We start from the raw sequence: 20,686 nt of genomic DNA, 5'->3' as shown, positions 1-20,686 counted from the left end.
TCAGATGTCCTTCCCGCTCTTGCGCGAGATCCGGACCTTCTTGCCCGTTTCCTCGTCGACGCGGTAGCCGACGCGAGTCGGGTTGCCGTCGGAGTCCACGACCATCACGTTCGAGACGTGGATCGAGGCTTCCTGGGTCACGATGCCTCCGGAGGAGGCACCGCGCTCGTTGGCCGACGCGGCGGTGTGCTTCTTGATTCGGTTGACGCCCTCGACGAGGACACGCTGGGTCTTCGGGAAGGCCTGGATGACCTTGCCCTTGGCGCCCTTGTCCTTGCCCGAGATGACGATCACGGTGTCACCCTTGTGGACCTTCATGTCAGATCACCTCCGGTGCCAGCGATACGATCTTCATGAACTTCTTCTCACGCAGCTCACGGCCGACCGGGCCGAAGATGCGGGTTCCGCGGGGGTCGCTCTCACCCTTGAGGATGACGGCGGCGTTCTCGTCGAAGCGGATGTAGCTTCCGTCCGCACGACGGCGCTCCTTGGTGGTGCGCACGATGACGGCCTTGACGACCTCACCCTTCTTGACGTTGCCGCCCGGGATGGCGTCCTTGACAGTGGCGACGATGACGTCGCCAATGCCGGCGTAGCGCCGCGAGGAACCGCCGAGCACGCGGATGCACAAGATCTCCTTGGCACCGGTGTTGTCGGCGACTCGCAGGCGGGATTCCTGCTGAATCACTCGTTAGTCTCCTTGACCTGGCTTCTTATGTACGGCGGATTTCCGACCCGACGCACACGGTCTGTTGCCATCGAACACACGCCTGCCTGGGGTTTTGACCAGGTTGTGACACCCGGGCCGTCCGCCCCAGTGGGTTCGTGAGCCGATTCGCGACACAGCGGCGCCGCAGGCAACCCCACAAGTGTAGGGGAATGCCCAGGTCCCGGCCAAATCGATGGTCCCGGCGACCGAGCGGGGGTTTCGGATGACGCCGGGCCGGCAAAGTTTTCCGCGCACTGACCCATCTGGGGTGCACCGCCACGCGAAGCACCCATGAGACGAGATCGACCAGACACAAGCCCGTCCGGCGAGCAATCAGTGCGAGCCGGAAGGGAGCGAAACACGGGGGGCGTGTCAGCGCCGGGGGTAATTCTCGGCTGCCGATCGTGAGCCGAACGGTCACCATGCTCCCCGGGCTCCGCAGTTCAGTCCGACAACTGCGGCCTGACGGCAAGTCCTCGACTCGGGGCCACCAGCCCCGTGAGCGATGACCGGAGTTCGAATCCCCCAGTCCGAGCCGGGTTCGACGCTGCCGTGCGGGCACGCACTCACAGGGGAGGCACGCGTGACCACAGACGACGCGGTCCGGAACACCGTTGCTACCGACATCGACACCGACCTGACGATCCCGATGACCGCCGCTCAGCGCGGCATCTTCTACGCCCAGCAGCTCGAGCCGGACGTGCCGATGACCATCGACGCGTTCGTCGAATTCCGCGGCGACACATCGGGTCCGCAGGGCGAGAGCGGTGACGACCCACTCGTCGACGTCGATCCGGACATCATGCAGCGTGCTGTCACCCTCACCGAGAGTGAGACCGAGGCCCCGCTGCTGCGGCTGATCCCGACCGACGACGGCGAACCGATGATGGTTCTCGACCGGTCGCAGCACGTGGTGCTGGGTCGACAGGACTTCTCAGACGCCGAGGACCCGCGCGCGGCCGCACTGGCCTGGATCGACCGCCGGCGAAGTGCCAGCTCAGACGTCTTCGCCGACAACATCCTCGAGACACACCTGCTCAAAGTGGGTCCCGGACACTCGATCTGGTATTGCCACGGTCACCACATCGGCTTCGACGGCTATGCCGCGATGTACATGATGCTTCGTGTCGCCTCGCATTACACGGCGATCGTGAACGGAACGCCGCCGCCGATCGCGGACACCGCGTCGATGGTCGACATCGCCGAGTTCGACCGCGAGTACCGTGCCTCCGCCAAGTTCGCCGAGGACCGCGAGCACTGGGCGTCCCATCTGGCCGATATGCCCGAGATGACCACTCTCACCAGCCTTTCCGCTCCGGCCGCGCCGTTGTCGGTCGTCCGATCGGCGGTCCTCGACGACACCCTCGTCGCCCGGATCCGCGAGCTCGGACACAGCCACCGGGTCCGGCCGGCGTCGGTCATCACCGCTGCGGTGGCCGCCTACGTCGCGCGCTACACCGACCGCGACGAGGCCATGCTGAGCCTGCCGGTCGCGGCCCGCGACCGCGACGTGCTGCGCACCTCGGCGGGTCTGACCTCCAACGTCGTCCCGTTGCGTATCGCGCTCCACGACGATTCCGCCACCGTGACCGATCTGCTGAAATCGGTCAACGCGGAGATCAAGGCCGCCGTCCGGCACCAGAAGTTCCGGCACGAGGACATCACCTCCCAGATCCTCGGGGCAGCGGGGGCGCGGCGTGGCTTCTTCGGCCCGCTCGTCAACGTCATGCTGTTCTTCCAGCACATCGACTTCGGCCCGCTCAAGGGCGAATTGCACGTCCTGTCCACCGGACCGATCGAGGACCTGTCGGTCAACGTGTACGACAGCCTCGACGGCGGGATGACCCTGGACCTCGAGGCGAATCCGAACATCTACCCGGACGACGACATCACCACCCACCACCGTCGTCTCGTCGACTTCGTGACCGCCTTCGTCGGTGCGCCCGGCGACACGAGGATGTCGGACCTGCACCTCCTGACCGACGCCGAACGCGAAGCGCTGCCCGAGCGCATGACCGGGGAACGGGTCGACCACGGCGCCACCACCCTCGTCGACCTGCTCGACGACGCGGCCCGGGCCCACCCCGACGAGACCGCGCTCACCGACGCGCGGGACGGGCGTTCGCTCACCCATCGCGAATTCACCGACGCGGCAACGCAGCTCGCGGCGGCACTCACCCGGCGCGGGATCGGTCCGGAGAGCGTCGTCGGCGTTCAGCTGCCCCGCAGCACGGACCAGATCCTGGCGCTGCACGCGGTGATCCGTGCCGGCGGCGCATTCCTGCCGATCGACCCGGCCGAGCCGGCCGACCGGCTCGGGCACATCCTCGAGGTGGCCGCCCCCGACCTCGTCATCACCGACACGGTGCTGGCCGAACTGCGTGCCGACAAAGGGGTCGCCGCGGCGACAACGCCCCCGGGCCCCGACACGGCCGCGTACGTGCTGTTCACCTCCGGTTCCACCGGCAAGCCGAAGGGCGTGGTCATCACCCACCGCGCCATCGTCAACCGCCTCGCGTGGATGCAGGCCCGCTACGAGCTCGCACCGGACGACCGGGTGCTGCAGAAGACCCCGTCCACCTTCGACGTGTCAGTCTGGGAGTTCTTCTGGCCGTTCACCACCGGCGCGGCAATGGTCGTACCGACTGCCGACGGTCATCGCGACCCCTGGTATCTGCGTGACGTGATCGCCGAACACCGCGTCACGACACTGCATTTCGTGCCCTCGATGCTCGCCGCCTTCACCGCGGCACTCGACGCCGACGATGCATCGGAGCTGACGAGCCTGCGCCGCATCTTCACCAGCGGTGAGGCTCTGACTCCCGCGACGGTCGGTGCCGCCGCGATGCTGACGTCCGCTCCGATCCACAACCTCTACGGCCCCACCGAGGCCGCGATCGACGTCACCCACCACGACCACTGCCGCGCCGACGTCCCGGTGATCCCGATCGGCTCCCCGGTGTGGAACACCGGTGTCCACGTGCTCGACCACCGCCTGCGGCCGCAACCGCCCGGCGCGATCGGCGAACTCTATCTCGGCGGCGTCCAGCTGGCCCGCGGCTACCGGTCGCGCGCGGACCTGACGGCATCGCGATTCGTCGCCTCGCCCGCGGCGCCGGGCGAACGGCTCTACCGCACCGGCGATCTCGTCCGTCAGAACGCCGCCGGCGAGCTGGAATACCTCGGTCGCACCGACTCACAGGTCAAGATCCGCGGCCAGCGGGTCGAACTCGGCGAGATCGAGTCGACCCTCAGCCGGCTGGACGGCGTGACCGCCGCCGGCGTGGTCATCCGGGACGATCTGGTCGCCGGTGAGCCCACGATCGTCGGTTACGTCACCGGCACCGGACTCACCGACAAGGACCTGCGGGCCGAACTCCGAACCGCGCTACCGGATCACATGATCCCCACCGCGATCATGGTCCTCGACGCACTGCCCACCACCGCCAACGGCAAGCTCGACCGCCGTGCGCTGCCGCGGCCCGACCTGCGGACCCACCGCGAGTTCGTCCCCGCGCGTACCGCGCTCGAGCGCTTCGTCGTGGCGACCGTCGCCGATGTGCTCGACCTGCGCGACGGCATGTCCGACGAGGTGGCGAACGAGGCTCCCGCCACGGCTCCGGCGTCGGTGTCGCTGAGCGACAACTTCTTCGAGATCGGCGGGACGTCACTGTCGGCGACACGGATGGCCTCGCGGCTGTCCCGCGCCACCGGCCATCGGATCGGGATCCGTACGGTGTTCGACGCCGACGACCTCGCCGGCCTAGTAGCGGCCCTCTCCGACCTGGGCGTCGACACCGATGAGCCGGCCGTCGGCTCCGCCTCGGTCCCCTCCGACGACACCGCCGGGCGGACCGTCTCCGGAGCCGTGCCGCTGTCCCCGGCCCAGCATCGGCTGTGGCTCGCGACACGGTTGGACTCCGCGTCCTCGGCGACCTACAACATGCCGTTCACCGTCCGCTTCGTCGGCGCACTCGACACCGACGCACTCCGGACGGCCCTGGTCGACGTCGTCCGCCGACACGAGCCGCTGCGCAGCGTCGTCGCCGAGATCGACGGTGTGGCATGCATCTCCGCGATCGACCCGGACGCGGTCGACGTCGACCTGCCGGTCCTCGCGACCGGTGACGTCGCCCAGTGCCCGGACCGCGACTTCGCCTCGCTCCCCTTCGATCTGGCCGCCGAGATCCCCGTCCGTGCGCGCCTCGTCCGTACCGCCGACGACGATCATCGACTCACGATGGTCGTCCATCACATCGCGGCCGACGGCTGGTCGCTGGCCCCCCTCGCCGGCGACCTGGCCACGGCCTACCGCGCCCGCCGCGACGGCATCGAGCCCGAATGGTCGCAGCTGCCGGTCTCCTACTCGCAGACCAGCGCCGCACGTCACGCATGGCTCGACGAGAGTCCGCATGCCGCGGCCGAACTCGAGTTCTGGCGGGACACCCTCGACGGGGCGCCGGGCGAGACCGAGCTGCCCCTGGACCGTCCCCGAGGCCGGGATTCGGAGGTGACCGGTCGGTCCGGATCGTCGGTGACCTCGACCATCGACCCCGACACCTACGGCGCGATCCGGACCATCGCGACCGAGGCCGACGCCACGGTCTTCATGGTGCTCCACGCCTCGGTGGCGCTCCTGCTCCGTTCCCTCGCGCAGTCCTCGGACGTCATCATCGGCACACCGGTGTCCGGACGCGGCGACGCCGACCTCGACGACCTCGTGGGCATGTTCGTCAACACGCTGGCGTTGCGCACCGTCGTCGACAAGGACCTGCCGTTCGCCGACCTGGTGGCACATGTCCGGGACACCGATCTGAACGCGTTCGACAACGCCGACATGCCGTTCGACCGACTGGTGACCGAACTGAACCCGGCCCGTTCGGGCAATGTCCACCCGTACTTCCAGGTGTCGATGGCCCTGGAGGACCGTTCCGCCATCCGGCTCGACTTCGCCGGGCTCTCGGCGACCGCATCCCGCGTGGACACCGGTCGCACCACCTTCGATCTGCAGTTCACGTTCACCGAGGTGCGCGGGGCGACCGGCGAGCCCGCCGGCCTCACCCTCGAGATCGGTTACGCCACCGCTCTCTTCGACCGGGACACGGTGGCCGGACTGGGTTCGCGCCTGGTCCGCATGCTGGAGGCGGCGACCGCGGACCCGAGCGCCCCGATCGGCGACCTGCCGGTGCTCGACCTGCACGAGCGTCTCGATCTCGTCCCGGCAGTCGGCGAAGGCCGCCGTCCGGTCGAACACCTCACCCGGCTGCTGTCGGCGGCCGCGGAGTCCTCGCCACACCGCGTCGCGGTCACCGACGGCACCCGGTCGCTGACCTACCGCGAACTCGACGCGGCGTCGAACCAGCTGGCGCGGGCGCTCATCGACGGTGGCGGCGGGCCTGAAAACCATGTGGCCGTGGCACTTCCGCGCAGTGTCGAGTGGATTGTCGCGATGTGGGCGATCGCCCGCACCGGAGCCGCCTGGCTCCCGGTCGATCCCGCGTATCCGTCCGGCCGCATCGAACACATGCTGACCGACTCGGGCGCACGACTGCTCGTCACCGATCGGTCGTCCGATCCCGGCGCCGGGCCCGCTCTGAGCACAGTCGTCCTCGACGACCCCGCGATCCGCGAATGGATCGAAGCCGAATCAACGGAGCCCATCGCGGACTCGGAGCGCCGAGGCGTCCTCGACGTCGACCAGCCCGCCTACCTGATCTACACATCGGGGACCACCGGCACGCCCAAGGGCGTCGTCGTCAGCCACCGCGGACTCGCCGACTTCGGCGCGCAACAGGTCACGCAGTACGGGATCACGCCCACCAGTCGGACGATGCACATGGCGTCGCCGAGTTTCGATGCGTCGGTACTCGAGATCCTGATGGCGATCTCCGCCGGGTCGACCATGCACATCGTGCCGCCGGGCATCGTCGGCGGCACCGAGCTCGCCGAGCTGATGCGCGATGCGCGGATCACGCATGCCTTCCTCACCCCGTCGGTACTGACCACCATGACGCCGGACGACGTCCCCGATCTCGAGGTTCTCGTCATCGGCGGCGAGCACCCGAACTCCGAGGTGGTCCGCACCTGGTCGACCGGCCCGAAGCTGTTCAACGCCTACGGTCCCACCGAGACCACCGTGGTGGCCGCGGTGTCGGCGCCGATCAGCCCCGACTACACGACGCTGACCATCGGCCGGCCCATCCGCGGCATCTCCGCGCTGGTCCTGGACGAGCGCCTGCGCCCGGTCGCCCCCGGCGCGATCGGCGAGTTGTACATCGCCGGTGAGCATCTCGCCCGCGGGTACCACGGCGTCCGACCGCTGACATCCAAACGCTTCATCGCCAACCCCTACGGCGATCCCGGCGAGCGCATGTACCGAACCGGCGACCTCGTCCGATGGACCTCCGATCACGAACTCGAGTTCCGCGGGCGGGCCGACCATCAGACCAAGATCCGCGGGCATCGCATCGAACTCGGTGAGATCGACGCCGCCCTGGTCGCCGACGAGTCGGTGCGGGCGGCGGTCACCACCACGCACGGCGAGGGCGACCGCGCCCATCTCGTGTCCTACGTGACCGTGACCGCGGGCGCCCACGGGCAGGCCGCCGCGGTGCGAGACCGATTGGCGCAGCGCCTGCCCCGGCACATGATCCCGTCGACGATCATCGAGCTCGACGAGATCCCCACGACCCCGATCGGCAAGGTCGACCTCCGGGCACTGCCCGCGCCGGAGCCGGGATCGGTGGACGGCGACGTGGCGTTCGTCGCGCCGCGCAACCCCCTGGAGCAGGCAGTCGCCGATCTGATCGCCGAGCGTCTTGAGCTGGAGCCGGGCACCATCGGCCGCGATCATGACTTCTTCGATCTCGGCGGCAACTCGTTGCTGGCGACCCAGATCGTCGGCGCACTCGAGAGTCTCACCGGGCGACGAATCCCCGTCCGCGAGGTCTTCGACCACTCGACCGTCGCCGGCATCGCCCGGCTCGGCGGCGCCGACGAGGGTGACACCGCCCTCGTCGAGGCGCGGACGCTCGCCGACCTCCGGCACGATCCGGACAGCCCGGCGCGACCGGGACCCGCGCAGCAGCAGCTCTGGTTCCTCAACCAGCTCGCGGGCGGTGCCGAGGCCGATCCGGGTCGAGCCGACTCCGACAACGGTTCGTCGACAGCCGATTACGCCATCGCCTTCGCGCTGGATCTGCGTGGCGATCTCGACGTGGACGCCCTGTCCGGCGCGCTCCGATACGCCGTCGACCGCCACGAGATGCTGCGCACCGTCTATCCCGAGCACGACGGGCGCCCCGACCTGGACGTACGTCCCACCGACGAGGTGCAGACCGAACTCACCGTCGTCGAGACGACTTCGGCGGAGTGGCCGGCCCAGGCGCAGGCGCTGGCGCGTCGTCCGTTCGACCTGACCGTCGACGTACCGCTGCGCGTCGCGCTGCACCGGATCGACAGTGACACCGCGCATCACAAGCTGACCCTCGTCATCCACCACATCGCGGCCGACGGTTGGTCGATGGTGCCGCTGCACCGCGACATCACCACCGCCTACGCCGAACTGCGGACGGCGGCCGAGAACGGTACCGAAGCCGCGGTCACCGCCGCTCCGCCGGCCCTGGACTATCGCGACTACCTGCGCTGGCAGGCCGATCACCTCGAGACCCGGACCGATCTGGCCGACCGGTGGCGACAGGACCTGGACGGGATCGATGTCGGTCCGGTCCTCGTGCCCGACGCGCCGAGCGGGTCCGCCCGCACCGCGGGCGTGGTCGAGGTCGACTTCGACGCCGAACTGCGCAGCCGCCTGTCCGCACTGGGCGGCGGCCGGGCGACCGAATTCATGTGCGTGCATGCGGTGTTCGCCGCGCTGCTGCATCGGCTGAACGCCGACCCGGAGGTTCATGTCGCCGGTTCGGCGTCGGACATCGTGATCGGCACCCCCGTCGCCGGACGCGCCGATCCCCGGCTCGCCGACATCGTCGGCATGTTCGTGAACTCGGTCGTCCTCCGGACCCCGGTCGACGGGAGCCAGGGGTTCGCGGCCCTGCTCGACTCCGTCCGCAGCCGCGACCTGGACGCGCTGGCGGGCGCCGACATGCCGTTCGAGCAGATCGTCTCGATGCTCAATCCGCCTCGCACGGACCGGCATCCGATATTCCAGATCGCGCTGGCGTTCGACGCCGGGGTCTCTGACACCCTCGAACCGGACCACACCAGGGTTGATCTGCCCGGCCTGCAGGTCGTCGCCGAGGAGATCGAGACCGCGGCCGCCCGGTTCGACCTCGAACTGCGAATCCGCAATGGGCGCGCGCGGTTCACTTATGCGACCGATGTCCACACGCGCGAGCGCGTCAGCGAACTGGCCCGGATGTTCGTCGATCTCGCACGCGCGGTCGCCGCGGATCCGTCGACACCTCTCGACGACCTGGCCGGGACGGCCGATCTCGTGGACACCGCCGGGACCGCCGATCTCGCGGACTCCGCCGATCCAGCTGTGCGCGACCACCGCTCGATCGAGCCGCGGCATCTCGCCGACATTCTCGCCGACACCGTCATCGACCATTCCGATCGCGTGGCGGTCGAGGACGGAGACCGCACGCTGACCTACGCCGAGATCGATCGGATCTCCGCGCGCTGGGCACTCACCCTGCGCGATCTCGGGGTCGGCACCGAGGACGTGGTCGCGATCGCCGTCGATCGCAGCCTGGAATCGGTGGTCGCCACATGGGCCGTGACGAAGGCGGGCGCGGCCGCATTGCCGGTCGACATGCGTTACCCGGCCGAGCGGATCGCCCACATGATCGCCGATTCGGGCGCCATCCTCGGCATCAGCAGCGCCGACCACCGTCGCGATGTGCCGCACGACATCTGGTGGCTGACCCCGGAGGATCTGCGCACCGGAGAGCGCGCGGGCTTCCGGCCCCCGGCCCGGCACCCGGATTCGATCGCCTACATCGTCTACACCTCCGGCTCCACCGGAAAACCGAAGGGCGTCAGCGTTTCCCATCGCGGCCTGGCCGCGTTCGCCCAGACCCAGCGGGAGCGGTACGAGGTCGGCCCCGGCGATCGCACCCTGCTGTTCGCCTCCCCCTCGTTCGACGCATCGATGCTGGAGTTCCTCCTCGCGGTCGAGTCCGGCGCGACGATGGTGGTGGCACCGACGACGATCTACGGTGGCGACGAACTCGTCGAGTTCCTCGACGAGCGCAAGGTGACCCACGCGTTCATCACGCCGTCGGCGCTCGCCGCCGCGGCACCCCATCCGCTCCCGCACCTGCGGACCCTCGGTGTGGGCGGCGAGGCCAGCACCCCGGAACTGGTGGCGCGCTGGGGAACCGGCCGTCGCTACATCAACTCTTACGGGCCGACCGAGACGACCATCGTCGCGACGATGTCGGCGCCGCTGCGCCCGGGTGAGCCGATCACCATCGGCACGCCGGTCCACGAGTGCACCGCACTCGTCCTCGACCACCGGTTGCGCCCGCTGCCCGACCACGTCCCCGGCGAGCTCTACCTCAGCGGGCCGGGAGTGGCACGGGGCTACCTGGGGCGCCGCAGTCTGACCGCCGGCCGGTTCGTGGCCTCCCCCGACGGAAACGGCGCCGTCATGTACCGCACCGGTGACATCGTGCACCGCGACGCCGACGGCGCGCTGACCTACCACGGTCGCAGTGACAACCAGGTGAAGGTCCGCGGTTTCCGCATCGAACTCGACGAGGTGAGTGCGGCACTGGCGGCCGTGGACGGAATCGACTTCGCCACCACCGTCGTCCGCGGCGAGAGCGCATCGGCCACCCTGGTCGGTTACGTGACGCGGTCGGGCGGGGCGGCCGGCACTGCAGACGCCCCGGAAACATTGGACAGCGCAAAGGTGTTGGAGTCGGTCCGCGGCCGCCTGCCGCGCCACATGGTCCCGTCCGCGATCGTCGTGCTGGACGAGATCCCGCTGACCGGCAACGGCAAGCTCGACCATCGGGCACTGCCGGAGCCGTCGGCGAGCAGCATGTCGTCCGTCGGTCGCGCACCGCGCGGTGATGCCGAGACCGCACTGGTCGGCATCGTCGCCGACGTGCTCGGCCTCGCCCGCGAGGAGATCGGAGCCACCGACGACTTCTTCCTGCTGGGTGGCACCTCGCTGCAGGCGACCACCCTGGTCAGTCGGATCAACCGGGTGTCGGCCGACGGTCGCCTCCGCGTCCGGGACGTCTTCGACCACCCGACCGCCGAAGCCCTCGCGGACCTGATCAGCCTGCCGGCCGACTGGGTACCGACCGCGGAGTCCGACGAGTCGTCGGGTCGCCCGGTCCGACGGGAGACATTCCCGCTCGCGCCGGTCCAGCGCCGCCTGTGGTCGCTGGCGGCGGCCGACCCCGGGTCGACCGAGTACCTGATGCCCTTCGTCCTGCGACTGACCGGGGACATCGATCTCGCGGCCCTCCGCGGTGCACTCACCGATGTCGTCGCCCGGCACACCAGCCTGCGGACGGTCTTCGAGGCGGTCGACGGGACACCGACGGGCCGGGTGCTCGACGATCCCGCGGCCGTCGTCGGCTCGCTGACCCCCGTCGTCCCCGCGGACCCCGACGCGCTGATGAGCGAGATCGCGCGCCTCGCGTCGACGCCCATCGACCCGACCACCGAGGCGCCCTTGCGTGCCACGGTCGTCGCCGACCCCGGTGCGCGTGGCGAGACCGCGACGCACATCCTCTTGCTCGTCGTGCATCACATCGCCGCCGACGGCGCGTCGTTGCCGACCCTCGTCGGCGACCTGGCGCAGGCCTACCGAGAACGACGCGCCGGCCGCGCCGAGACCTGGGATGCGGCCGCTCTCGACTATCGCGACCACGCCGTCGAGAGTGCGACGGCGCCCGCGGCGACCGACGAGCTGGGATTCTGGACCGATCACCTGGCAGGTGCTCCCGCCGAGAGCACGGTGGAACCGGTCGGCGGCGGCAGACGTGGTTCGGGTGCCCGGTCGGTGAGTCTGCCGCTCCCGGCACACACCCGGGCGGGCCTCACCGCCTTCGCCCGTGAACAGTCGACGACGCCGTTCTCCGTCCTGCACACCGCACTGGCGATCCTGCTGCACCGTCTGGGCGTCGGCGATGACCTGGTCATCGGCAGTCCGGTCGACAACCGCACCGGGATGACCGGCGTCGACCGTGACTACAGCGGCGTGGTCGGCATGTTCGTCAACATGGTGCCGCTGCGCAGCCACCTGCGCAGCGCGGAGACCGTCGCCGCACTGGTCCGCCGGACCCGCGACACCGACATCGACGCCCTCGATCACCGCGGGGTGCCCTTCGACGACATCGTGACCGCGCTCAATCCCGAACGCGCGCACGGTCGACACCCGCTCTTCCAGGTGGCGTTGTCGGTGCACGACTTCGCCGGTGGCGCGCCGACCCCGGTGGGCGGTGCTGATTCCCTCGCCGGGACCGCCGTTCCGATGGACGACGACCTGATGGCCGAGGTGGCCGAATTCGAGTCCCTCGCCGCCAAGTTCGACCTGCAATTCACCGTCACCGGCCTGGGCGCGACCGACTCCGACACCGACGCCGCCGTCCAGATCACCTACGACGCGGCGCGATACGGCCACGACGACGCCCAGATGCTGGGAACGCGGCTCATGCGCGTGTTGCGCGGCATGCTCGGCGACCCCGGACGCGCGATCGGCGACATCCGCATCACCGACCCCCTCGAGGTGGCCGAGCGCACCCCCGCTCTCGGACCGCGCGGCAACGCACCGACGACGCTGGACGTGCTGATCGCCGATGCGGTGCGGCGGCACCCCGACGGGCTCGCCGCGATCGGGCAGCCCACCGCGGACGGCGAGGGCCCCGAGACGCTCACCTACGCCGAACTCGACGCCCGCTCGAACCGGCTGGCCCGGGTCCTCCTGGGCCGCGGGGTGGGGGCCTACTCGCGCTCGGACGACGAGCCGGGGACCGAGGGTCCCGACGTCCGGTCGTCCCGCGAACCGGTGGTCGCGATGGCGATCAGCCGTTCCATCGACTCCCTGGTGGCGATCTGGGCGATCGTGAAGGCAGGCGCCGCATACGTTCCCATCGACCCCGAGTATCCCGCCGACCGCATCGCGCACATGCTCGACGACAGCGGCGCGCAGCTGGTCGTGACGACCTCGTCGTCGTGGGAACGCATCGCGGAGAGCTCGGCCGGGAGCGAGGTACCGACCCTCGTCCTGGACGCCGCGTCGACCCGGACCCGCATGAAGCACTCCTCGCCGGCGCCGATCACCGACGCCGAGCGGGCGTCGACGATCCGCCCGGATCAGTTGGCCTACATCATCTATACGTCGGGATCGACCGGTAAGCCCAAGGGCGTCCTGGTCCCGCACAGCGGGTTGCGCGCGGTGCACGACGAACTCGCGGAACGGATGACCCCCGGACCCACGTCCCGCGTGTTGCACTTCGCCTCACCGAGTTTCGACGCCTCCGTGCTGGAGATGCTGCTCGCGCTGGCCGGTTCGTCGGCACTGACCATCGTCGAACCCCACGTCTACGGCGGCACTGCGCTCAGCGACGTGATCAGGGCGCGCCAGGCGACGCATGCGTTCATCACCCCCGCCGCGGTCGCCAGCATGGACCCCGCCGCCGTGCCGTCACTGCGCGCACTCGCGGTCGGTGGCGAGGCCTACGGAACCGACCTCGTACGGCGCTGGTCGCCCGGTCGCACGATGATCAACGTCTACGGACCCACCGAGACGACGATCATCACGACCGGCAGCCGGTCGCTGACCCCGAACACGCCGCTGACGATCGGCACGCCGAACAACGGCGTCGGCGCGCTCGTCCTCGACGATCGGCTGCATCCGGTGCCGCCCGGCGTCACCGGCGACCTGTACCTGACCGGCGTGCAGCTCACGCGCGGCTATCACCGTCGGCCCGGCCTCACCGCGGTCCGGTTCGTCCCGGCTCCGATGGTCACCGGGCCCAGGTTCGCCGGCCAACGGATGTACCGCACCGGCGACCTGGTCCGCTGGACCGGCGACGGGCAGCTCCTCTACGTCGGCCGCAGCGATTCCCAGGTGCAGGTCCGCGGATTCCGCATCGAACTGGGTGAGATCGACGACGCGCTCGCCGCCGAACCCGACGTCGACTTCGCCGTGACACTCGTGGACGGCACCGGGGCCCAGGCGATCCTGCGCAGCTACGTGACAGCGACGCGCGGGCACGAACCCGATCCCGCCGACCTGCGGCGCCGGGTGGGACGACGGCTGCCGCGGCACATGGTGCCGGTGTCCGTCTCCGTGCTCGAGAACATTCCGCTGACCCCCACCGGCAAACTCGACCGCGCGGCGCTGCCGACCCCGGCCGTCTCCGCCTCGGGCCGAGCGCCGGCCCCCGGGACCGAGACGACCATCGCCCGCGTCTTCGCGGAGGTGCTCGAGGTCGACCTCGATGCCATCGGTGCCGACGACGGATTCTTCGACCTGGGTGGCAACTCCCTGATGGCCACCGCCGTGACCGGCAAGCTGAGCGAGCTCACCGGACAGCACCTGGCGGCGCAGTCGCTGTTCGGGGCCCCGAGTCCCGCCGAACTCGCCGAGCTGCTCGACGGAGGGGCGCACTCCGACGGGGACACCGGACCGTCGGCCTCCGGTCTCGACACCCTCCTGCCGTTGCGCCGCACCAGCAGCGACGCCGGAAGCGATGCTCCCGCACCGCTCTTCGTGGTCCACCCGGCGATCGGACTGTCCTGGAGCTTCACCTCCCTGCTGCCCCACCTGCCTGCCGACCGCGCGGTCTACGGCCTACAGCACCCGGCGTTCGCCGGTGATCCGTGCCCGCAGACGATCGCCGACCTCGCCCAGGTGTACGTGGCAAAGCTGCGCACGGTGTCACCGGAGGGGCCGTACCACCTGCTCGGGTGGTCGCTGGGCGGGTTGATCGCCCACGAGATGGCCGTGCAACTCCAGGAGGCCGGCGAGACCGTCGAGCAACTCGTCGTGCTCGACAGTTACGTCGTCGCCGAACGGCCCGACCTCGACACCGAGGCGTCGATCGCAGAACTCATGCGCGAGTTCGGACTCGACGTCCCCGACGGTGGCGAGGAGGGCACCGAGCCCTCGGTCGCGGACGCGTTCCGCGTCATCTCCGCGGCGGGCGGCGCGCTCGGCGGCTTGTCCGAGGAGACGCTCACGACCGTGCACGAGGTGTTCCGCCACGCGTCCCCACTCGCCCGGAACTGGCGACCCCGGGTCTTCGACGGCGACCTCACCTTCGTCACCGCGACCGTGGACGCGCACGACGGCCCGCCGGCGGTCGCCGACTGGCGCAGCAAGGTCACCGGTCGCGTCGTCGAGGTCCAGGCGACCAGCACCCACGCACGCATGTTGCTGCCGGAGAACGTCTCCGAGTGGCTGACCGCAATCGAATCAGGCCCGATCGAATCAGACCCGGGCACACCGGGAATCGCAGCACAGGAGGAGGAATCATGACGAACCCGTTCGACGACACCGCGGGGACCTTCCGCGTCCTCGTCAATCACGAGAACCAGCATTCCTTGTGGCCGGACTTCGCCCCCGTCCCCGACGGTTGGACCGTCGTGTTCGGTCCGTCGGGTCACGACGAGTGCCTCGAGTACGTCGAGGAGAACTGGCGAGACATGCGGCCCGCCAGCCTGGTCCGCGCGATGGAACGTTCGCAGAACAGTGAAAGGGAGGTCACACATGGGGCGGCACAGTATGGCTGACACCACGTCGGCCGAAACCACTCCGGGGACCACGGCGTCGCCGTCCGGTCCGGTCACGACTCCCGGCGAGACGTCCACCGATGGCGTCTCCCCCGCCCGCAACGCCCTCGAGCTGCGCGGCCTGCGAAAGACGTTCCGCACCGGGCTGTTCGGCCGGGGTCGCCGCGTCCATGCCCTCAACGGCCTGGACCTGACCGTGCCCGCCGGCACCGTGCACGCGCTGCTCGGCCCCAACGGAGCCGGCAAGACCACCACCGTCCGCGCGGTGGCGACGCTGATGAAGCCCGACGAGGGCAGCGTCGTGGTCGACGGTGTCGACGCGCTCGCCGATCCCGGCGCAGCCCGCAAGATCATCGGCGTGTCCGGGCAGTACGCCGCCGTCGACGGGAACCTGACCGGCTTCGAGAACCTGCGGATGGTCGGTCAGCTGTACGGACTCTCCCGGGGCGTGGCCTCGGCACGGGCGCGCGAACTGATCGCCGACCTCGCCCTGCAGGACGCCGCCGACCGCCCGATGCGTACCTACTCCGGCGGCATGCGCCGGCGGCTCGATCTCGCCGGCGCCCTGATCAACCGACCGTCCCTGGTCATCCTCGACGAACCGACGACCGGGCTGGATCCCCGTGGGCGACGCCAGATGTGGGAGGTCATCACCGAACAGGTCGCGAACGGCGCGACGGTCCTGCTCACGACGCAGTACCTGGAAGAGGCCGACGCCCTGGCCGACGAGATCACCGTCATCGACCACGGGACGATCCGGGCCCAGGGCAGTGCCGCCGACCTCAAGGCCTCCACCGGTGCGTCGATCCTCACCATCGAGGTGCGTTCGGACGGGACCGCTCACGACGAGCTGGTCGCCACGACCCTCGCCGAGGTCGGACTCGGCATGCCCGAACGACTCGACGAGTCGGATCGCCCCGACCCGGCACACACCGACAACTCACGGTGGTCCCTGCCGGTCAGCGACGGGAGCCGCAGCGCGGTCGCCGCCGTCCGGGCGCTCGACGCCGTCGGAATCGTCGTCGTCGACGCCACCGTCGCGACGCCGACCCTCGACGATGTGTTCCTGGCCCTCACGGAGCGGGACACGCCGGACAACGATGGCGGCAGTGACCACGGCGGCGAGACATCGGCCACGGCCGATGCCGAGACCACCGTCATCCCGACGGTGGCCGACGCCGATCCCGATCTCTCCCACGCCCCGACGACCCGAACGGATCGACTCCATGCTCACTGACACCGCAGTGCTGGTCGAGCGGAACCTGCTCACCGTCAAGCGAATTCCCACCCTGCTCATCAGTGCCACCATCCAGCCGCTGATGTTCGTCTTCCTGTTCGCGTACGTCTTCGGCGCGACCTTCGGCGGGGGTTCCTACCGGGAATTCCTGATGGCCGGCATCTTCACGCAGACCGTCGTCTTCAACGCGGCCTTCACCACAGTCGGTCTGGCCAACGACACCTCCGACGGCATCGTCGACCGGCTGCGGTCGCTACCGATGTCCCGGTTGGGCGTCATCAGCGGCCGTGTCACCTCGGACATGCTCCTGGGCGTCGTCGGCCTCGCGGTGATGGTCGCGTGCGGGCTCGCCATCGGCTGGCGGGTCCAGGGCAGTGCCGGAGACGCCGCCCTCGCCTTCGGCATCATCGGACTGTTCGCGCTCGCCATGGCGTGGGTGGGTGCGGTGACCGGTCTCGCAGCGCCGAATGTCGAAGCCGCGCAGAGCATCGGGTTCTTGTGGATGTTCCCGGTCACGTTCCTGTCGAGCGCGTTCATCTCCGCCCAGAGCCTGCCGGGTCCGCTGCGTGCGATCGCCGAGTGGAATCCGGTGACGGCAGTGGCGACCGCGTCCCGGCAGCTCTTCGGCAACGAGGCACCGCCGACCTTCCCCGAGGCCACCGGATGGGTCGCCGACCACGCGGTCGGATACTCGGTGGGATCGGCACTGGTCATACTGGCGGTGTGCATACCCGCCTCGCTCATCCTGTACCGCCGCGCCGCCAACCGGTGATCTGCAGGTCAGTGATCCATGAATTCGCGATCGGTAGCCCCGGGATCGACGATCACCCGAGAAATCCCTACGTCTTCGTTACCGTGGAACCGTGACACCGGACGATGGCAGCGCGGCCACCGACGCGCACCACGGACGCGGGGGCGAAGCACAGATGCTGCGGGAGTTGCTGGCCGCAGCCGCGACAGGCGACCGGACCGCGTTCTCCGCGCTGTACGACCGCACGAGTTCACGGATCTACGGACTCGCGTTCCGCGTCGTGCGGGACCGTCAGTACGCGGAGGAGATCGTCCAGGAGGCGTACCTGCAGTACTGGCAGAAGGCCGGCGAGTACCAGCCCGGGCGCGGTTCGGTCATCACATGGATGATGACCATCGCCCACCGGCGGGCCGTCGACCGCGTCCGATCCGAGGAGCTGCAGCAACAGCGCATGTCGCAGTATGGCGCGGTCTCGGTGGAGACACCGCGGAACATACCGCTCGAGGTCGTTGTGCAGACCGACGAGGCGCGTACGCTACGAACATGTCTCGGCACGCTCACGGAACTGCAACGGAGCTGCATCGAGATGTCGTATTTCGGGGGCCTGACCTATCCCGAGGTCGCCCGGCACACCGATACCCCTTTGCCCACCATCAAATCTCGGATTCGAGATGGCCTGCGTCGGTTGAGAACCTGCCTGAGGACGCACGAGGACGCCTGATCCCACAATGACCACATCCGATACGACCGGGGACCGCGGGGCCACCTGGCTCGACGACCACGTCGAATTGTTCGCCGTCGGCGCGCTGACCCCCGACGAGACCAGACGCGTCGAGTCAGAACTCGCCGCACTTCCACCGCACGAGCGGGCGGAACACGACGCCCAGATCGCCGACATCCAGGCGGCCATGGCGGGTTTCGCGACGACCTATGCGCTCGACGCACCGCCCGAACTCCGGGACCGGGTGCTGCAGCACGTCTTCGAGGGTGCGGCGCTGACCCCGGAGGCCTACGTACCCTCAGGCATCGAGCCGGGTCCGCAGAACCCGGCCGCCGCGGTCGATCCCGTCCCGCCGGTCGCACCCGCGGGAACGGGCCGATCCGGCGAGAGCGACCTCGCGCCGCCACCGCCGCCGGTCGAATTGCGGCCCCGCGACTCGCGCCACGGACAGCATCGATCGGGTGGGACCGCGCGGCGCCCGGCACGCGCAACGGCGATCCTGGCGGCCGCGGCGGTGACCGTGGCCGTGGCGCTCGGGGCAGGCGTGCTCATCGGTCGCACCACCGCCCCCGAGTCGTCCACCTCGTCGACGGCGCTCAGCGACTCCCAGCGTGAGGTGCTCGGGGTACTCACCGCCGCGGACGCGTCCGTGAGCGTCGAGCCATTGGCCGACGACCGGGGCACCATCGCGGTGGTGACGTCCGAATCGGCCGACCAGGCGGTCGCGCTCCTGCGGGACCTGCGCACGCCCATCCCGGCCGACAGCACCTATCAGTTGTGGCTGGTGGGCGGCGCACCGCAGCCGGTGCCGGCCGGACTGATCCCCGGAGACGACACCGCCCCGGTGGTGGTGGACGACGTGCGCGGGTCGAGCGTGCTCGCGGTCACCATCGAACCGGCCGGCGGTTCGCCGCAGCCGACGACGCCGATCCTCGCCCAGGTCGCCCTCTAGGCCGGCGAGAATTCGATCCTTCGGGTGACAGCCCTGGCGATCTCCGCTCGTATCGTTCTTCTGGGTGCGGGCGATCCATAGACTGTGGGGTCGGCATGTCGGCGCGTCCGATCCGACGGGATCTCGAGAACGAGTGGGTGCGATGTGAACGGAATCGGTCGTCGGGAACAGCGGCAGCGACATCCCGGCGGGTGGAGAGTCCTCGCCGGGTTGCTGTCGGTGGCTGCGGTCATCGCGGGCCTCGCGACCGCTCCCGGGGCCCCGGCGATCGCCGCGCCGTCGTCCCCCGACGGTTCCCGCATCGTCGACTCCTACACCGATGACCCGCAGCAGGTGACGCTGCTCGTCCACTCCGCCTCGATGAACCGCACGGTCCCGATCACGGTGCTCACGCCGCGGGATCGGACCCGGCCGGCGCCCACCCTGTACCTGCTCAACGGCGCCGGTGGCGGGGAGGACTCCGCGACCTGGGACGCACGGACCACCTACAAGCGGTACTTCGCCGACCGGCACGCTTATGTCGTCACCCCGATCGGTGGCGCCTACTCGTACTACACCGACTGGCAGCGCGACGATCCCGCTCTCGGCCGCAACAAATGGCAGACCTTCCTCACAAAGGAACTGCCGCCCCTGATCGACGACGAGTTCGACACCACCGGCGTCAACGCGATCGCGGGGATCTCGATGGCGGGGACCTCGGTGCTCAATCTCGCCATCGCCGCCCCCGGGTTGTACCGATCCGTCGCCGCCTTCAGCGGGTGCGCTCGGACCAGCGACCCGGCCGGCCAGCAGTACATCCGATTGGTCGTCGAGGACCGCGGTCAAGCGGACATGACCAACATGTGGGGCCCGCTCGACGGTCCCGGCTGGCGAGCCAACGATCCCTACCTGAACGCGGCGAAGCTGCGCGGCAGCAAGGTCTACATGACGACCGGGACGGGAGCACCGGGTGTCCACGAGCAGCTGACCGACCCGAGTATCGCGGGCGACGGTTTCACGCTGGCGAACCAGGCGATCGTGGGCGGCGGGATCGAGGTCGCCATCGACATCTGCACCCGGCAGATGGTCGAGCGTATGCGTGCGCTCGACGTCCCGGTTCAGGTGAACTTCCGCCCGACCGGTACCCACTCATGGGGTTATTGGCAGGACGACCTGTACCAGACCTGGCCGCGTATCGAACGCGACCTGCGCTGAGCGCTCACTATTCGAGGGCCGGGCCTCACCACTGGTCGAGACCGGTGTAACCGTCCTGGAGTGCTCGCGCGAAAAGGTGGGTTTTCGTCGGCGCACTTCGCCCGACCGCGGTGTACTTCGCCCGGATGCGCGCAAGGTGCGTGCTCACCGTGGACGCCGAGATGAAGAGTCGTGCGGCGGCATCTTCTTTGGACTCGGCGGCTAGCCAGGCGAGCAGAACCTCGACCTCCCGGTCCGACAGACTCGGACGTGTCACTGCCGCTGAGCGCTCGACGGGAACCAGGTAATCAACCGGCTTGGAACGTTGCCGTGGCACGACTCCGTGCCGCGGTGCGGCCGCCGTCCTGGCTCGGAAGATATCTGAAGTGACCGTCATTGTTCCCATCCCCTGTTCAGACCGG

Annotated in this window: 10 protein-coding genes; 7 read left to right on the top strand and 3 right to left on the bottom strand. The window is 69.6% G+C overall.

Going from position 1 to position 20,686, the window contains the following annotated elements; translation table 11 throughout:
- The gene (gene rplX, locus JW364_RS13025) at nt 1-318 is read right to left on the bottom strand and encodes a 50S ribosomal protein L24 (RefSeq protein WP_005197643.1); all 318 of its coding nucleotides are present in this window, start codon (nt 316-318) and stop codon (nt 1-3) included.
- 1 nt (nt 319) lies between these two features.
- A complete protein-coding gene (gene rplN, locus JW364_RS13020; RefSeq protein ID WP_004019493.1) occupies nt 320-688 on the bottom strand; it encodes a 50S ribosomal protein L14 in 369 nt (122 codons plus the stop codon).
- Between the two features lie 604 nt (nt 689-1,292).
- Between rplN and JW364_RS13015 the strand changes: the two genes are divergently transcribed.
- From JW364_RS13015 to JW364_RS12985, 7 genes are all read left to right on the top strand, one after another.
- Nucleotides 1,293-15,176 (top strand): non-ribosomal peptide synthetase, encoded by a 13,884-nt coding sequence (locus JW364_RS13015; protein ID WP_205333231.1) that lies wholly within the window; start codon nt 1,293-1,295, stop codon nt 15,174-15,176.
- Complete coding sequence (locus JW364_RS13010; protein WP_240199055.1) at nt 15,173-15,430, top strand: MbtH family protein; 258 nt, start codon at nt 15,173-15,175, stop codon at nt 15,428-15,430. Before JW364_RS13015 ends, JW364_RS13010 begins: the two co-directional genes overlap by 4 nt.
- Nucleotides 15,408-16,667, top strand: coding sequence for an ATP-binding cassette domain-containing protein (locus JW364_RS13005; protein WP_205333232.1), 1,260 nt, complete (start codon nt 15,408-15,410; stop codon nt 16,665-16,667). Before JW364_RS13010 ends, JW364_RS13005 begins: the two co-directional genes overlap by 23 nt.
- A complete protein-coding gene (locus JW364_RS13000) occupies nt 16,657-17,439 on the top strand; it encodes an ABC transporter permease (RefSeq protein ID WP_058252001.1) in 783 nt (260 codons plus the stop codon). Before JW364_RS13005 ends, JW364_RS13000 begins: the two co-directional genes overlap by 11 nt.
- A 91-nt stretch (nt 17,440-17,530) precedes the next feature.
- A complete protein-coding gene (gene sigK, locus JW364_RS12995) occupies nt 17,531-18,139 on the top strand; it encodes an ECF RNA polymerase sigma factor SigK (RefSeq protein WP_205333233.1) in 609 nt (202 codons plus the stop codon).
- A gap of 7 nt (nt 18,140-18,146) precedes the next feature.
- Nucleotides 18,147-19,091: an anti-sigma factor gene (locus tag JW364_RS12990; RefSeq protein ID WP_159371340.1), complete on the top strand. Its 945-nt coding sequence runs from the start codon at nt 18,147-18,149 to the stop codon at nt 19,089-19,091.
- A gap of 144 nt (nt 19,092-19,235) precedes the next feature.
- On the top strand, nt 19,236-20,285 hold the full coding sequence (locus JW364_RS12985; protein ID WP_374100827.1) for an alpha/beta hydrolase: 1,050 nt from the start codon (nt 19,236-19,238) through the stop codon (nt 20,283-20,285).
- Between the two features lie 25 nt (nt 20,286-20,310).
- Here the strand turns inward: JW364_RS12985 and JW364_RS12980 are convergent, their stop codons facing one another.
- A complete protein-coding gene (locus tag JW364_RS12980) occupies nt 20,311-20,661 on the bottom strand; it encodes a response regulator transcription factor (RefSeq protein ID WP_374100826.1) in 351 nt (116 codons plus the stop codon).
- Nucleotides 20,662-20,686 lie beyond the last annotated feature (25 nt).

It is taken from the genome of Gordonia sp. BP-119 (assembly GCF_016924115.1).
Classification (GTDB): Bacteria; Actinomycetota; Actinomycetes; order Mycobacteriales; family Mycobacteriaceae; genus Gordonia; species Gordonia hongkongensis.
The sequence above is the reverse complement of the archived record's forward strand: the minus strand, read 5'-3'. Positions and strand labels throughout refer to the sequence as shown.